The organism is Sphingopyxis sp. Soil_C_28 (assembly GCF_057657055.1).
The window spans coordinates 121,314-137,113 of sequence record NZ_JBDGJE010000001.1 but is presented as its reverse complement, the minus strand read 5'-3'; the positions used below and the strand labels follow the sequence as shown (position 1 = coordinate 137,113).

General features: G+C 65.4%; 14 protein-coding genes. All 14 read right to left on the bottom strand.

All coding sequences use genetic code 11. The annotated features are described in order from the left end of the window. The 14 genes from AC3A43_RS00635 to AC3A43_RS00570 are packed head-to-tail and all read right to left on the bottom strand — an operon-like array spanning position 1 to position 15,607. Positions 1–939 (bottom strand): cell division protein FtsQ/DivIB, encoded by a 939-nt coding sequence (locus AC3A43_RS00635; protein ID WP_487790617.1) that lies wholly within the window; start codon positions 937–939, stop codon positions 1–3. After that, positions 936–1,862: a D-alanine--D-alanine ligase gene (locus tag AC3A43_RS00630; RefSeq protein ID WP_487790616.1), complete on the bottom strand. Its 927-nt coding sequence runs from the start codon at positions 1,860–1,862 to the stop codon at positions 936–938. Before AC3A43_RS00630 ends, AC3A43_RS00635 begins: the two co-directional genes overlap by 4 nt. Then, positions 1,859–2,791 carry a UDP-N-acetylmuramate dehydrogenase gene (gene murB, locus AC3A43_RS00625; protein WP_487790615.1) on the bottom strand — a complete coding sequence of 311 codons (933 nt, stop codon included), beginning with the start codon at positions 2,789–2,791 and terminating at the stop codon, positions 1,859–1,861. The genes AC3A43_RS00630 and murB overlap by 4 nt, the downstream gene beginning before the upstream one ends. Next, positions 2,788–4,218 (bottom strand): UDP-N-acetylmuramate--L-alanine ligase, encoded by a 1,431-nt coding sequence (gene murC / locus AC3A43_RS00620; protein ID WP_487791999.1) that lies wholly within the window; start codon positions 4,216–4,218, stop codon positions 2,788–2,790. The genes murB and murC overlap by 4 nt, the downstream gene beginning before the upstream one ends. Next, positions 4,218–5,402: an undecaprenyldiphospho-muramoylpentapeptide beta-N-acetylglucosaminyltransferase gene (gene murG, locus AC3A43_RS00615; protein ID WP_487790614.1), complete on the bottom strand. Its 1,185-nt coding sequence runs from the start codon at positions 5,400–5,402 to the stop codon at positions 4,218–4,220. Before murG ends, murC begins: the two co-directional genes overlap by 1 nt. A 10-nt stretch (positions 5,403–5,412) precedes the next feature. Then, positions 5,413–6,633: an FtsW/RodA/SpoVE family cell cycle protein gene (locus tag AC3A43_RS00610; protein ID WP_487790613.1), complete on the bottom strand. Its 1,221-nt coding sequence runs from the start codon at positions 6,631–6,633 to the stop codon at positions 5,413–5,415. A gap of 17 nt (positions 6,634–6,650) precedes the next feature. Next, complete coding sequence (gene murD / locus AC3A43_RS00605; RefSeq protein ID WP_487790612.1) at positions 6,651–7,955, bottom strand: UDP-N-acetylmuramoyl-L-alanine--D-glutamate ligase; 1,305 nt, start codon at positions 7,953–7,955, stop codon at positions 6,651–6,653. Beyond that, positions 7,952–9,022, bottom strand: coding sequence for a phospho-N-acetylmuramoyl-pentapeptide-transferase (gene mraY, locus AC3A43_RS00600; RefSeq protein ID WP_487790611.1), 1,071 nt, complete (start codon positions 9,020–9,022; stop codon positions 7,952–7,954). Before mraY ends, murD begins: the two co-directional genes overlap by 4 nt. After that, positions 9,022–10,398, bottom strand: a complete 1,377-nt coding sequence (locus tag AC3A43_RS00595; RefSeq protein ID WP_487790610.1) for a UDP-N-acetylmuramoyl-tripeptide--D-alanyl-D-alanine ligase — start codon at positions 10,396–10,398, stop codon at positions 9,022–9,024. Before AC3A43_RS00595 ends, mraY begins: the two co-directional genes overlap by 1 nt. After that, positions 10,395–11,834: a UDP-N-acetylmuramoyl-L-alanyl-D-glutamate--2,6-diaminopimelate ligase gene (locus tag AC3A43_RS00590; RefSeq protein WP_487790609.1), complete on the bottom strand. Its 1,440-nt coding sequence runs from the start codon at positions 11,832–11,834 to the stop codon at positions 10,395–10,397. The genes AC3A43_RS00595 and AC3A43_RS00590 overlap by 4 nt, the downstream gene beginning before the upstream one ends. After that, positions 11,834–13,525 carry a peptidoglycan D,D-transpeptidase FtsI family protein gene (locus AC3A43_RS00585; protein ID WP_487790608.1) on the bottom strand — a complete coding sequence of 564 codons (1,692 nt, stop codon included), beginning with the start codon at positions 13,523–13,525 and terminating at the stop codon, positions 11,834–11,836. The genes AC3A43_RS00590 and AC3A43_RS00585 overlap by 1 nt, the downstream gene beginning before the upstream one ends. After that, a complete protein-coding gene (locus tag AC3A43_RS00580; RefSeq protein ID WP_487790607.1) occupies positions 13,522–14,130 on the bottom strand; it encodes a hypothetical protein in 609 nt (202 codons plus the stop codon). Before AC3A43_RS00580 ends, AC3A43_RS00585 begins: the two co-directional genes overlap by 4 nt. Continuing rightward, positions 14,124–15,110: a 16S rRNA (cytosine(1402)-N(4))-methyltransferase RsmH gene (gene rsmH, locus AC3A43_RS00575; protein WP_487790606.1), complete on the bottom strand. Its 987-nt coding sequence runs from the start codon at positions 15,108–15,110 to the stop codon at positions 14,124–14,126. The genes AC3A43_RS00580 and rsmH overlap by 7 nt, the downstream gene beginning before the upstream one ends. Next, positions 15,107–15,607 carry a division/cell wall cluster transcriptional repressor MraZ gene (locus AC3A43_RS00570; RefSeq protein ID WP_487790605.1) on the bottom strand — a complete coding sequence of 167 codons (501 nt, stop codon included), beginning with the start codon at positions 15,605–15,607 and terminating at the stop codon, positions 15,107–15,109. The genes rsmH and AC3A43_RS00570 overlap by 4 nt, the downstream gene beginning before the upstream one ends. Between the last annotated feature and the right edge of the window lie 193 nt (positions 15,608–15,800).

The window sequence follows — 15,800 nt, the reverse complement described above, 5'->3', positions numbered from 1 at the left end:
TTACCCTTCGTTCGACGAAGCGGCCGCGACGGCGTCGACCGCGGCGCGCGCCTCGTCGAGCTTCGCGGGCGCCACCTGGCCTTCGTGGGGCAGACGTAGCACGAACCGCGCCGGATCGCGCATGTCGAAACGCAAGATGCCGCGCCCGAGCAGACGGTTGGCGCCGTCCATATGCGCGAATTTGGCGAGCGCAGCCTTCGCCTCGGCCTCGCCTTCGGGAAGCGACAGCGTTTCGCCGCTGCGGAAACGCAGGTCCCAGCGGCGGTTGCCGACCCAGGTCGCGCCCGCGAGCAATTCCTTGAGGCTGCTCGCCTCCGTCAGCAGCCGTCCCAGATCCTGCGAACGCTGGTTCGCCTTCGGTCCGATGACGAGCGGCAGGTCGGGCATCGTCGCGACCGTGACGGGTTCGAGCACCACGCCCTTTTCGTCGATCAGCGACAGGCGGTTGTTGTGCTGCCAGATCGCCGCCGGGGTGCGTTCGACGATATCGACGACGAGCGTGTCGGGCAGGCGGCGCGACACGCGCGCATCCTTGATCCAGCCGTAGCGCATCAGGTCGCCGCGCACATCTTCCAGATCGACGGCCGCCATCGAGCGGTCCTTCTGCGCGAGCGCGATGTCATAGACTTTCAGCCGGTCGATGCGGTCAGCGCCCACGACTTCGACCTTCTTGACCTGAAACCCGGCGCGGCCGACCGCCTGCGCATATTCCTCGTGCACCTTCGCGGTTACGCCGGTCGCATGCGCACCGATTGCGGCAACCGCGACCAGGCTGAGACCAATCGTCCAGTTCGCGACTTTCTGCAATCGCTGCGGGCTGATCGGCAGCGCGTTGATGATCGCATTGAGGCGCGAGGTTTGTACCTTCCGCCGCTTTTTCGGCGCGCGCGCCGGGCGGCGCGGCGGCGCCTTCCCGCGTTTGATCTGTGTCTTGCTCATGCTAACGCTTCCCCCACGATGCGTTCGACCAGTTCGGCATAATCCATACCCACCGCGCGACCCTGTTCGGGCACGAGGCTGAGCGGTGTCATGCCCGGCTGTGTATTGACCTCCAGCAGGAAAATCCCCGCGAGGCCATGTTCGTCGTCCCAGCGAAAATCCGAACGCGAAGCGCCCTTGCAGCCGAGGAGACGGTGCGATTGCAGTGCCAGATCCTTCATCCGCTGCGCCACGTCGTCGGGGACGTCGGCGGGGCAAACATGCTCGGTCAGGCCGTCGGTATATTTGGCGTCATAATCGTAGAAGCCCGATTTGACGCGGAGTTCGGTGACGGCAAGCGCGGTGTCGCCGAGCACCGCAACGGTTAGCTCGCGCCCCTTGATGAAGGGTTCGGCAAGCAGGCGGTCAAACTCCTGCCAGGGGCCGACGGCTTCACGCGCGATCGGATTGCCGTAATTGCTGTCGTCGCGCACGATCGCGACGCCAACCGACGAGCCTTCGTTGACGGGCTTCAGAACATAGGGGCGCGGCAAGGGGTCGACTGTAAAGAGGCTTTCGCTGTCGACCATCGTCCCCGTCGGCATCGGGATTCCATGGGGCACAAGCGCCTGTTTCGTCAATTCCTTGTCGATCGCGATCACCGAGGTGACGAGGCCGCTGTGGGTATATTTCAGACCCATCAGGTCGAGCATACCCTGCACCGTGCCGTCCTCACCCGGGACGCCGTGGAGCGCATTGAACACGACGTCGGGCTTGGCTTCGGAAAGCCGCAGCGCAACGTCCCGGTCCATGTCGATGCGCGTAACCTTGTGGCCGCGGCTTTCGAGCGCGTCGGCGACGCCATTGCCGCTCATCAGCGACACTTCGCGTTCGGCCGACCAGCCGCCCATCAGAACGGCGACATGCCACGGACCCCGGCTCAATTCATGACTCCCACATTCTTATTTGGCGCTTCGGCAAAATTGCCTACGCGCTGAATTTCCCATTGCAGTTCGACGCCACTCTTGTCCTTGACGCGGCGGCGGACTTCCTCGCCGAGCGCCTCGATATCGCCGCTCGTCGCGTCGCCGGTGTTGATCAGGAAATTGGTGTGTTTTTCGCTGACCTTTGCGCCGCCGACCGAAAAGCCGCGGCAGCCAGCTTCGTCGACAAGCTGCCACGCCTTGTGGCCGTCGGGATTCTTGAAGGTCGAGCCGCCAGTTTTCGAGCGCAGCGGCTGCGACGCTTCGCGGCTGGCCGAAATACGGTCCATTTCCGCTTGGATGGCCTGCGCCTCGCCGGGGCGGCCGCGGAAGGTTGCACCGATGACGACCGCTCCTGCGGGCAATTCGCTGTGGCGATAGGTGTAGCCGAGGTCGGCGAGCGGCAGCGTCTTGCGCTCGCCCGAGCGTAGCACGACGTCGCAGTCGATCAGGATATCCTTGACCTCGCCGCCATAGGCACCGCCGTTCATGCGGACGAAGCCGCCGACCGTGCCGGGAATCGAGCGGAGGAACTCCATGCCTGCGATCCCCGCGTCGCGCGCGGTCGAGGAGACGAGGATGCCCGATGCGCCGCCACCACAGCGGAGCGTCGTCGCGTCGAGGGCCTCAACCTTGGCGAAGGCCTTGCCGAGCCGCACGACGACGCCCGGGAAACCCCCGTCCCGGACGATCAGATTCGAGCCGAGGCCGAGCGCCAAGACGGGAACCGCGGGATCGAGGTCGCGCAGAAAATCGCCGAGGTCTTCGGCGTCCTTTGGCTCGAACAGCCAGTCAGCTGGGCCGCCCGACTTGAACCAGACCAGCGGCGCCAGCGGCGCCTTTGCCGTCAGCTTGCCACGCACGGCAGGAAGGGTATCCGCGGCGTTCATGCCGCCTCGACCGCCGCAGCCAGTCCTGCCGCCATCTTGGTGATGTCGCCCGCGCCAAGGCAGATGACCATGTCGCCCGCGCCTAGTTCGCCCGCCGCAATGCTCGCGGCGATGGACGCGGCCAGCGCGCCGGCATCGGCGACGACATTGGCATGGCGATGTCCGCGGTCGCGCAGGCCCGCGGCCAGCGCATCAGACGACACGCCGTCTATCGGCGCCTCGCCCGCCGTATAGACGGGCAGCGCCAGCACCATGTCGGCGTCGTTAAACGCCTGCTGGAAATCGTCCATATGATCGCGCAAGCGCGTGAAGCGGTGCGGCTGGACAACAGCGACGACGCGCCCTGCCCCGGCGCCTTCGCGCGCAGCGGAGAGGACGGCGCGGATTTCGACGGGGTGGTGGGCGTAATCGTCAATCACGGTGACGATGCCCTCGCCCGCCGCGATCTCTCCGACCTTGGTGAAGCGGCGCTTGACCCCGGCAAAGCCGTTGAAGCCCGTCGCGATCTTGTCGTCCGGCACGCCCATGTGGAGCGCGACGGCGATCGCGGCAAGCGAGTTCTGGACATTGTGGCGGCCCGACATCGGCAAATGAATGCCCTCGATCGTCCGGCTGTTGCCGTCGCGGTCGCGCACGACGACGTCGAAACGGTTGCCGTCGGGGCCGGGCGTCACATTGGTGCCACGCACATCGGCTTGGGCAGAGAAACCATAAGTCACGATCCGGCGGTCGCGGATGCGCGGGATGATCGCCTGCACCTCGGGATGGTCGAGGCAGAGCATCGCGGCGCCATAAAAAGGCACATTCTCGATAAACTCGACGAACGCGTCCTTGATCGCGTCGAAGCTGCCATAATGGTCGAGATGTTCGGGGTCGATGTTGGTGACGACCGCGATCGTGCCGTCGAGGCGCAGGAAGCTGCCGTCGCTCTCGTCGGCCTCGACCACCATCCAGTCGCTGGCACCAAGGCGCGCGTTCGAGCCATAATTGTTGATGATGCCGCCGTTGATCACGGTCGGATCGATCCCGCCCGCATCGAGCAGCGCTGCGACGAGGCTGGTCGTCGTCGTCTTGCCATGCGTCCCGGCGATGGCGACGGTCGATTTCAGCCGCATCAGCTCGGCGAGCATTTCGGCGCGGCGGACGAGCGGAATGCGGTTCGCGAGCGCAGCCTCGACCTCGGGATTGCCGCGCTTGACCGCGGTCGAGGTCACGACGACCGCGACGCCGTCGACATTCGATGCCTCATGACCAATGCTGACCTTGATGCCGCGTTTGCGCAGGCCGTCGATGACATAGCCGTCGGCGATGTCGCTGCCCTGCACCTGATAGCCGAGATTGTGCATCACCTCGGCGATACCCGACATGCCGATCCCGCCGATACCGATGAAGTGGATGGTGCCAATGTCGGTCGCAACGCCGCGCATCATTCGCCTCCCTGGCGGGCGGATGCCATGCCGCTTGCGGCCGCGCGCTGGCCCGAGGAGGCGCCGACGCGGATCACGTCCATCATCGGCGGCGCGGCGAGCGATTCGACGAGATCGGCAAGGTCGCGCGTCGCATCGGGCAGGCCGCAACTCGCAGCGCGTTCGGCCGCATTTTCCAGGGCGCCGGGTTCGAGCGCCATGCGCTGGATATGCTTCGCGACCTCGGCGGGCGTGAAGGCGGGCTGCCGGAACGCGATCGCCCCGCCCGCTTCGACCAGGTCGACGACATTGTAGGTCTGGTGATCGTCCATCGCGCTGGGATAGGGAACGAAGATCGCGGGGCGCCCGGCGCACGCCAGTTCGGCGACCGTCGAGGCGCCCGCGCGCGCGATGACGAGATGCGCCCAGCGGAGCCGCTCTGGAAAGTCCTTGATATAGGCGGCGCATTCGGCGGCGACGCCGAGTTCGGCATATTTGGCGCGCACCGTTTCCAGATCAGCCTCGCGGCACTGCTGCACGACCTGCAGGCGGCTGAGCAGCGCGGGCGGCAGCATCGCGACGGCGGCCGGGACCACCTCGCTGAGCACCGTCGCGCCCAGGCTGCCGCCGACCACGAGCAGGCGAACAATGCCATCCTCGGGAAGCGGCGGAAAACCTTCCTCGCGGATCGCGATAATCTCGTCGCGTACGGGGTTGCCGGTAATATGCTTCTTCAGTTCATGCCCCGCCGGATAGCGCTGGATATTATGATAGGCGACCGCCACCGCATCGACGCGCGGCGCCATCAGCCGGTTGACGCGGCCGAGCACGGCATTTTGTTCGTGGATCACGCGCGGCCGTTTTGTCGCACCCGCAGCGAGCAGGCTGGGAAGCGACGGATAGCCGCCGAAGCCGACGACGACGGCGGGATCGAATTGCCGGATCAGGTCGATGGCCATGCGCCGTCCCTTGCGGATCGCAAGCGCGGCCTTGATCCAGCCGATCGGTCCGCCCGACACCCGCCCTGCTGGCAGGACATGCGTTTCAAGCTCGGCGGGAGCGCCGGGAATCTTCAGTCCGCGGTCGTCGCTGACCAGCGCCACGCGGTGGCCGCGCGAAATCAGTTCGCCGGCAAGGGCATAGGCGGGCAGCATATGTCCCCCCGTCCCGCCAGCAGCGAGAAGGAAGTGGCGCGTCGCGGTCATTTTTGGGCGTTCATTTCTTGTTCCAGTTTCGGGTCATCGACACCCGCGCCGCATAGGGGTTTCGCCGGGTCAGCGACAAGAGCAAACCCATTCCGATCGACAAAGCGATAAAGGAAGAACCGCCATAGCTGATGAAAGGCAGCGTCATTCCCTTTGACGGGAAGATTTGCGTGTTCACCGCCATGTTGATCACCGCCTGCCCGCCAAATTGCGCGATCAGACCCGCGACCGCGAGGATCAGGAAGCTGTCGTCTTCGTCGAGCAGGCGAACGAGGACGCGGACGATGATCGCGAGATAGAGGACCGCGATAGCGATGCACGCGATCATCCCGAATTCCTCACCGATCACGGAGAAGATATAATCGGTGTGTGCCTCGGGCAGCTGGAATTTGGCGAGGCCCGCGCCGGGCCCAGTGCCGATGAGACCCCCGGCGGTTAGCGTGGCGTGCGCCTTGTCGACCTGGAAGCTGTCGCCTTCGGCAAACAGCCAGATGTTGATGCGCTGCTGCGCGACAGGATAAAAGAAATAGGCGAGGACGAGGCCGACGACGCCCGACGCGGCAAGCCCGGCCAGGATGCGCATCGACAGCCCCGCGACCATCACGAGGACCAGCCACGTCGCCACGAAAATCACCGTCTGCCCCAGATCGGGCTGGCCCATCAGCAGCAGCGCGATGACCCCCGTGAGCACAAGCGCGAGCGGGACGACCGGCAGGCTCTGGTCATGCAGCCGCAGCGACAGCACCCACGCCAGCGATACCGCAAAGAAGGGTTTGAGAAATTCCGACGGCTGAAGCCGGAATATACCGCTACCGATCCAGCGCTGTGCACCGTTCACCGACGTGCCGACGAGCGGCACGAGGAAAAGCAGGAGCAGGAAGGTGATCGTGCCATAAATGGCGAACCGCCGCGCCTGCGCTTTCGGCAGCATCGACACGGCCAGCATGACGGGCACGCCAACCATCACCCACATCAGCTGGCGATAGAAGTAATAAAGCGGATCGAGCGAGGCGGTCGATGTCGACAATTTCTGTGCCGCAACGGGCGATGCCGCAGCCACGGCGACCAGCCCCACCGCAACGAGGATCGACACAAGAAGCAGGAGGACGCGGTCGATTTCCCAGAACCACAGGCCCAGCGGGGTGCGGTCGGCACGGCTGAGGCGCGGACCGCGGCGCTTGACCGTGCGCGTGGTGGTTGCGATCACCGGCCGTTCGGTCGTGGCGTCCATATTGTCCATTCCCCCGCTCATGCCCCAAGCGCGTGAACAAGGCCACGAAAGACATCGCCGCGTTGTTCATAATCCGTGAATTGGTCGAACGACGCACATGCCGGCGACAACATGACGATGTCGCCGGGCTTTGCCGCGGCTGCGGCATGCGCGACCGCCGTTGCCATATCTCCCGCAAGGTCGACGGGCAGCGCATCCCCGATCTCGGCCGCAAACGGCTCCATCGCCTCGCCGATCAGATAGACGCGTTTGACGTGTGCGAACCATGGGCGGCACGCCGCCAGCCCGTCACCCTTGGCTTTGCCTCCGGCAATCCAGTGCAAACGCTGGTCCGGCGCCGGCGGAAATGCCGCCAGCGCCGGTGCAGCGGAAGCCGCGTTGGTAGCCTTGCTGTCATTGAACCAGCTGACACCCCCGACTTCGCCGACCAATTCCATCCGGTGCGGCAGCGACTTGTAGGTCGCCAGCCCCCGCTCAATCTGTTCGTCGTTCAGCCCCAGCACGCGGCACACGGCGATCGCGCACACCGCATTCTGGGCGTTGTGCGGCCCCTGTAGCGCGGGCCAGCGTGTCTGATCGACCGGATCGATGTCTTTGCCCGACACGCGATGGAGCCGATGATTGATCCGGCTCGCGATCATCTTCGACGGATCGTCGTCGATCGCGACAATCGCGACCTGTTCGCGGTGTTGCAGGCTGAACAATCGGGCCTTCGACGCCGTATAGCCTGTGAAGCCGTCGTACCGGTCAAGATGGTCGGGGCTGAGATTGGTGAGCACCGCGACATCGCAGGCCAGGCTGTGCGAGAGATCGATCTGGTAGCTCGACAGCTCGAGGATATAGACCCCGCCTTCGGGAAGCGGGTCGCGTGTCAGGATCGGCAGGCCGATATTGCCACCCATCAGCGACGGCACACCGGCGCTTTCGAGCATATGGTGGATCAGCGCCGTCACGGTCGACTTGCCGTTGGTGCCGGTGATGCCGACGACCTTGTGCGGCGGCAGGTCGCCGCGCGCCTCGGCAAAAAGCTCGATGTCGCCGATCACCGGGACGTGCGCCTCACGCGCATGCGCGGCGATCGGATGACGATTGAGCGGCACGCCCGGCGACACCACGACGCCCGCAAAGCCGATCAGGTCGATCTCCAGCGGATTGCCAATATCGGCGCCGAGCGCCATCGCGTCGTCGCGCGCTTCCTCGCGGTCGTCCCACGCGGTCACGCCCGCGCCGCTGGCAACGAGCGCCTCGACGGTCGCCAGCCCCGAGCGCGCCAGTCCCAGCACCGCATAGCGGCGACCGGCAAAGACGCGCGAGACGATCACCGGAGTTTCAAGGTCGCGAGTCCGGCGAGCGCGAGGACGATCGAGACGATCCAGAAGCGAATGACGACGGTGGATTCGGGCCAGCCGAGCTGTTCGAAATGATGGTGGATCGGCGCCATTCGGAAGACACGTTTTCCGGTGCGTTTATACCAGAAGACCTGGATAATCACCGACAGCGCCTCGACGACGAACAGCCCGCCGATGATGACGAGCACCAGTTCATGCTGCGCGGTGACGGCGATGGTCGCAAGCGCACCGCCGAGCGCGAGGCTGCCGGTATCGCCCATGAACACCGCGGCGGGGGGCGCGTTGAACCACAGGAAGGCGAGGCAGGCGCCGATGATCGCCGCACCGAAGATCGCCAGCTCACCGGCGCCCGGCACATGCGGGATGCCGAGATATTCGGCGAACTTCACGTTACCCGACAGGTAAACGATGATGAGCATCGCCATGCTGGCAATGATCACGGGGAAGGTCGCGAGCCCGTCGAGCCCATCGGTGAGATTCACAGCGTTGCCGAAACCGACGATCAGGACCATCGCAAAGACATAATAAAGCGGCCCGAGTTCGAGCACGACGCCGCTGAAAAATGGCAAATAGAGGTCGGTGCCCGTGCGCGACACGATCAGGAACACCGCGACACCGGCGATCAAAAATTCGATCAGCAGGCGCACCCGCCCCGGAATTCCGCGGTGACTGCCCTTGGTCACCTTGTCGAGATCGTCGAGAAAGCCGACCGCGGCGAAGCCGCCGGTCACGAAAATACAGGCCCAGACGAAGCGGTTCGACAGGTCCATCCACAGCAAGGCGGAGATCATCAGTGAAATGAGGATCATCAGCCCGCCCATCGTCGGCGTGCCCTTTTTGGCGAGATGGCTTTGTGGGCCGTCCTCGCGGATCGGCTGTCCCTTCCCCTGCCGCATGCGCAGCATCAGAATGAAGCGCGGACCGATCCACAATCCGATGATCAGTGCGGTCGCAACCGCCGCGCCCGAGCGGAAGCTCAAGTAGCGAATGAGGTTGAGCGCCCCCGGAAAGCCAAGCCATTCCGCCAGCCAATATAGCATCAATAGTCCCCGTTGGTCAGCGCCGTCACGACATGCGACAGCCCGACGCTGTTCGACCCCTTGACCAGCACGGCGTCGCCCGCGCGGATCAGGTCCTTCAGCCGCCCTACCGCGGCCGAATGCGCGGCGACATGCTCGAAATCGATGCGGCCCTCAAGCGCTTTGGCGAGCGGCGCCATCTCTTCGCCGACAAGCAGGGCGAATTGCACTCCGGCCGCGACGAGCGGAGCCGCGAGGCCTTCGTGATAGGCGTCACTACCGGGCCCAAGCTCGCGCATCGCGCCTAGAATCGCGATACGGCGGTCGCCGGATTCGCTGCCAAGCTGGCCAATGGTCGCCGCCATCGAGGCCGGATTGGCGTTATAGCTTTCGTCGATGACGAGGATGTGGCCGCCGGGGACTGCGACGCGGTGGCGTGCGCCGCGACCGGCAAGACCCGCCATTTCGGCAAAGGCGAGACCCGCCGCCGGAAGGTCGCCGCCGACGGCCTTCACCGCGGCAAGCACCGCAAGCGAGTTGGAGACCCAATGCGCGCCCGCCTGTGCAATCGTGAAGCAGAGAAGCGAATCCTGCACCTGCGCGGTGACGAGCGAACCGCCCCGCCCGTCCGAGAGCCAGTCGACCGCACGGACATCGGCATCGGCGCCGAGGCCGAAGCTGACGACATGCGCGGCGTGCTTCTCGGCCTTGGCGCGGAGGCGCACATAATGCGGGCTGTCGAACGGTATGATTGCGGTGCCGCCGGGTTCGAGCCCTTCGAAAATTTCACCCTTGGCGTCGGCGATGGCTTCTTCGCTGCCGAAAAATTCCATATGCGCGGGGGCGATGGTGGTGACGATGGCGACGTGCGGGCGAACCATGCGCGTCAGTTCCGCCAGTTCGCCTGCGTGGTTCATCCCCATTTCGAACACGCCGAAATCGGCGGTCGAGGGCATGCGCGCGAGGCTGAGCGGCACCCCGACATGGTTGTTATAACTTTTGACCGAGCGGTGCGCCTTGCCGGGACGGAAGCGGTCGAGCGCCGCGAACAACGCCTCCTTCGTCCCCGTCTTTCCCGCCGAACCGGTGACGCCAATGATCCGGCCATGACTGCGCGCGCGCGATGCCGTACCGAGCGCGTTCAGCGCCTGCACGCTGTCGGCAACGCGCACGTGCGGGTGGTCGATCACGGTTTCGCAGACGATGCCTGCGGCGCCCGCCGCAATCGCCTTGTCGATGAAGGCGTGGCCGTCGGCGACTTCGCCCTTCATCGCGATGAACAGGTCGCCGTTCGTGACCTCGCGCGAATCGAAGGCGACACCCTGCACGGTGAAATCGGCGCTTGCCTGCCCCCCGGTGGCGGCTGCAACAGCGCGGGCGGTCCAGAGCGGGCTCATGCTGCCTCCTCGCGCGCGACCGTCACATCGTCGAAGGGGATCACGCGCATATCGTCGCCGCGGCCTACAATCTGGCCCTGTTCGTGACCCTTGCCCGCGATGCAGATGATATCCTCGGCCTGCGCTTCGGCAATTGCGGCGGCAATCGCGGCGCGGCGGTCGCCGATCACCTGTGCGTTCGGTGCGCCGTCGGCGATCGCAGCGCGAATGACGGCGGGGTCTTCGCCGCGCGGATTGTCGTCGGTGATGATCAGCACGTCGGCCTTGGCGGCCGCAATTTTGCCCATTTCGGGGCGCTTCGCCTGATCGCGGTCGCCGCCGGCGCCGAAGACGAGGATCAGTCGGCCGGTCGCGTGCGGGCGGAGCGCATCGAGCGCGGCCTCGATCGCATCGGGGGTGTGGGCGTAATCGACATAGACCGGAGCGCCGGCCTTGGTGATCGCCGCGCGCTCGAGCCGGCCGCGGACCGGCTGCAGCCGCGCGAGATTGCCGAGCGTCTGCCGAACATCGCCACCGGTGGCGATAACGAGGCCCGCCGACACGAGAGCATTCGCGGCCTGATATGCACCGATCAACGGGAGATCGACCTTTTGCGTCAGGTCTCCCGCCGCGATGCAGAGCGACTGGCCAAGCTGCGTCGGCTCGCGCGAGACGAGGCGCAGATCGTCGCCGGTCGTCCCGACGGTTATCAGGTGGATGCCGCGCGCCTTCACGACGTCGATCACTGCGGGCGAGTAAACATCGTCGGCCCAGATCACCGCGGTGCCGTCCTGGACGACCACTTCCGAAAACAGCCGAATCTTGGCGGTCAGATAGGCTTCCATCGTGCCATGATAGTCGAGATGATCGTGGCTGAGGTTGGTAAAGGCGGCTGCCTTCACCGGCAGCCCTTCGGTGCGATACTGGTCGAGGCCATGGCTCGAAGCCTCGAACGCCGCGTGGGTCACGCCTTCGACGGCAAGCCCCGACATATTGCCGAGAAAGGTAGCGATATCAGGGGTCGTCAGCCCGGTCGAGGCGCTTTCCTGCGACGTCGTGATCCCGAGGGTACCGATCGACGCGGCGTTGAACCCGGCCATGCGCCACAGCTGGCGCGTCATTTCGACCGTCGAGGTCTTGCCGTTGGTGCCGGTCACCGCGACGCAGTTCGCCGGAAAACGGTGAAAGAAACGCGCCGCGATATGCGCAAAGGCGCGGCGCGGATTGGCGTCGGCGATATGGACCGCGCCCTCGACCTTTGCCTCGGGCCGCGCGACAACCGCAATCGCGCCCGCCTCGATCGCGGCGGCGATGAAATCTTCGCCGTTGAATTTTTCGCCGACGAAAGCGCCGAAGATCGTTCCCGGTGCTACCTTCCGATGGTCGATGGCGAGCCCGGTGACGACCGGATCGCTGCCCTCCAGCCCTTGATCGTCGAGCAGCGCGGACAGGCGCATTATTCGGTTTCCCCGTTTCTCCATAACAGCGGAGTGAGTTCGGAAACATCGACGTCGCGGCTTTCGTCGGGGAAGACGCCGAGCATCGGGCCCGCGCGGGTCACGACCTTGCGCACCACCGGCGCCGCGGTCCAGCCGGCGGTCCGCTGACCCGAGCTGAAGGCATTGCCCTTGGGCTCGTCGATCATCACCAGCACGACATAGCGCGGATTATCCATCGGGAAGGCTGCGGCAAAGGTCGAGACGAGCGAATGACGGCGATAGCCGCCGGCGCCCGGCTTTTCTGCACTGCCAGTCTTGCCACCGACGCGGAAGCCCGGCGCCTCGGCCTGTTTGCCGGTGCCATCCGAAACGATCAGGCGCAGCAGCTGACGCATCCGCGCGCTGGTTGCAGCCTTGAACACGCGGCGGCCCTGCGGCGGCGCCTTGTCGCCCAGCTTCATCAGCGTCGCCGGCCGCCAGATGCCGCCGTTTACCAACGCAGCATAGGCGCTCGCGAGGTGGAGCGGCGTGACCGCGATGCCATGGCCATAGCCGGTAGTCATCGTCGTGATGCGACCCCAGTCCCTGGGCCACAGCGGAAAGGAGCGCTCTTTCAGTTCGATATGCGGACGGCCGTCGAATTCGAGGCTGCGGAACATCGCCTCCATCTTGTCGCGGCCGAGTTCGTCGGCAATCCGCGCGGTGACGATGTTCGAGCTGTGGATCAGCGTTTCGGGCACATTGAGCCAGCGCTTGGACGGATGGCTGTCGCGGATCTTGAAGCCCGCGATAGCGAGCGGCTGCGTCGCGTCGTAGCGGCGCGCCATGCTGGTCACCGTCCCGGCGTCAATGGCGGCCGCGACGGTCAGCGGCTTGAACGTCGAACCCAACTCGTAGAGATTATAGGTCATGGCGTTGCGGCGCGTGCTTGGATCCTCGCCCATCAGCTTGTTGGGGTTATAGGTCGGCAGCGACGTCATGGCAGCGATTTCGCCGGTGTGAACGTCGAGAATGATCCCCGCGCCACCGATGGCCTCGAGATTGGCGACCGCCGAACCCAGTTCACTTTCGAGCACACCCTGCACACGCGCGTCGATCGACAGCGCGAGCGGGTCGCCGCGCGTCGCCTTGTCGATCAACCGCTGGTCGAAGGCGCCTTCGATCCCGGTGACGCCATGCCCCTCTGCATTGGTGAAGCCGAGCACGTGCGCCGCGAGGCTGAGCTGCGGATAGAGGCGTTCCTTTTCGCGCGGAAAGTCGAAACCGACGTCGCCGATCGCGTTCACGGCCGCCACCTGATCGGGAAGCGCGCGGCGGCGGATATAGGTCGGACGCGAGCCGCTAAGCTTGGCCAGCAGTTCTTCGCGCGGCGTTTCGGGGAAAATCTTGTGCAGTTCGTCGGCCAGATATTCACGCTTGTTGAGCAGTTTCGTCGGCACGACGCGGATCGAATAGCCATCGATCGTGCGCGCGAGCGGCACGCCGTTGCGATCGATGATGTCGGCGCGCGCGGGGACGAACGCCGTCGCCGCATCGCGGTTCGACGCGGTATCGAACAACGCAAAATAGAGAAGTCGGACCGACACAACGAAAAATGCCGCCATGAACAGCAGCATCAGGATCATCAAACGCTGTTGGGCGGTCAGCAATATCTGCTGCCGCACCCCAGCGGTTCGAACCCGGGTCGGACGGACGACCAGCGTGTTCATCGGCCGGACTTCCCTCCTGCCGCTTCGGCGGCTGCCGCGCGCTTGAGGTCGGCGAGCGTCGATTCGGCGAGCAGCTGGTCCTCGATCATCTTGAGCTGTTCGCGGCGGCGGGTCGGCGCCATCCGCGGCGGCGTATCGCTGCGCACACTGGTGTCGGCCTGCGCCAGCACGACGGGCTTGGCAGCGGCAGGCTTGGCCGCGACGGGGCCGTCCTTTGGCGCGCCATTGCCGGAAACGGGAGCCGCCGCGACCGGCGAGACCATCGCCATCAGCACCGGCGCGACCTCGTTGGCGCCGCGAGCGCGCGGCAGGCGGTCGAGCGAGGCGAGTTGGCGCTCGCTTTCAAGATACTGGCCCGCGCCGGGAGCCGAGTAACCGAAGGTGTCGGCGTTCCACTGCTCAAGCTGGCGCATCGAAGCCCGCACCGCGAGTTCGGATTCGAGATAGCGGATATTGTCGCGCGTCCTGTCGATCTGTTTTTCGATGCGCGTCAGCTCGCTGCGCGTCGCCGCGACTTTCAGCGACACGGGGTAGAGCATCATCGCGAAGATGAGCACGAGCAGAACCAGGCCGATCCCCTGGAGCTTGCGGGCCGCCATCAGCATGACATTGCCTCCTTCCCTGAATTTTCCCGGGTCGAATGCGCCGGAGCGGAGGTCCGGATCGCACTGCGCAGCGTCGCCGAACGGGCGCGCGGGTTGCGCGCCTCTTCGGCCTTGCCCGGACGCACCTTGCGCGCCGGAGTTTCGAAAGTTGCGGCCCGCGCCAGAGGGGTAGGCGCGGGCCGGTGACGCGAACCGGCGGCATCGCCACCGCTCCGTTCGCGCAGGAAGTTCTTCACGATACGGTCCTCGGTGCTGTGAAAGCTGACCACCGCGAGCCGGCCGCCGGGACGGAGCAGCCGTTCGGCGGCGTTGAGCCCCGCCATCAGTTCATCGAGTTCGGCATTGATGTGGATACGGATCGCCTGAAAGCTTTTCGTCGACGGATCCTTCGGCGCGCCCGGCGGGTGACGCAGCGCCTTGCGTATCACCATCGCCAGTTCGGCGGTGCGGCTCAGCGGCCGGGCGGCGACGATCGCGCGGGCGACGCGGCGCGACTGCCGTTCGTCGCCATAGTGGAAAAGGACGTCGGCGATCACATGTTCGTCGGCGCTGTTCAACCAGTCGGCGGCACTTTCGCCCTCCTGCCCCATACGCATGTCGAGCGGGCCGTCCTTCTGGAAGGAAAAACCGCGCTCGCCCCGGTCGATCTGCATCGACGAAACGCCGATGTCGAAGGTGATTCCGTCGACCGCATCGATGCCGCGTTCGGCAAGCAGCCGGTCGATTTCGCCGAAGCGGCCATGGATCAGCGTCAGCTTGCCGCCCGCTTCCTCGACCAGCGCCTGCCCTTCGGCAATCGCATCGGGGTCGCGGTCGCAGGCGATGACGTCGGCGCCCGCAGCGAGCATCGCACGGGTATAGCCGCCGGCGCCAAAGGTCGCGTCGACATGACGCTCGCCGGGGACAATGGCGAGCGCGGCCAGCACTTCATCGCGGAGGACGGGATCGTGGCGCGGGTCGCGGGGGAGAAGGCCGGTCATTTGCGCCCCTTCCCTTTGGTCGCGTCCCACGACGCCGCGAGGCGCTGAAGCACCGGATCGGCCTCGGCGCATTCGGCCAGGGTCGGCAACCACCAGATTTCAAGCCGGCGACCCGATCCCACAAACGCCGTCGCGCCCGCATCGCCGACGCGGTCGCGGTGGATGAAGCTGGGAAGGAAGCGACCGCTGTCGTCGAGCGTATAGGGCTCGGTATAGCTGAAGCGCTTCTTGAACTCGGCATCTTCGTCGAAGTCGATATTGCGCAGCCGCGCGGTTTCGCGGTCGCGCTCGATCTCGCCGTTCAGTCGGTCATACTGGTCCTGGCCATAGGCCACGAGACAGGGCAGCTTTTCGTGAAAGCCGACCCAAAGCACGCGCTGGCCATCCGCAATGAGGGGCACATTGTTGCGGAACTGAGAGGGAACGGCGATGCGTCCCTTGCCATCGATCGCGGCAAAACTGGTGCCTGCATACTGGCCGGGCGTCACAATCGCCATCGCTCTGCCCCCCGTATCACGCCACCGGGCAAAACTTCCCCGTCCCCGGAATCGCAGGATTCCAGCTCATTCGGCACAGGTGGAGAATGCCCCTCTCCGATTCCTGAGTATCAACTATAGATCGGGGTGGAAAGGGGTATTTTAGGGTGAAATAGGGAATCCGACCCCCATTTATCGCAAAACGCGCATGTAA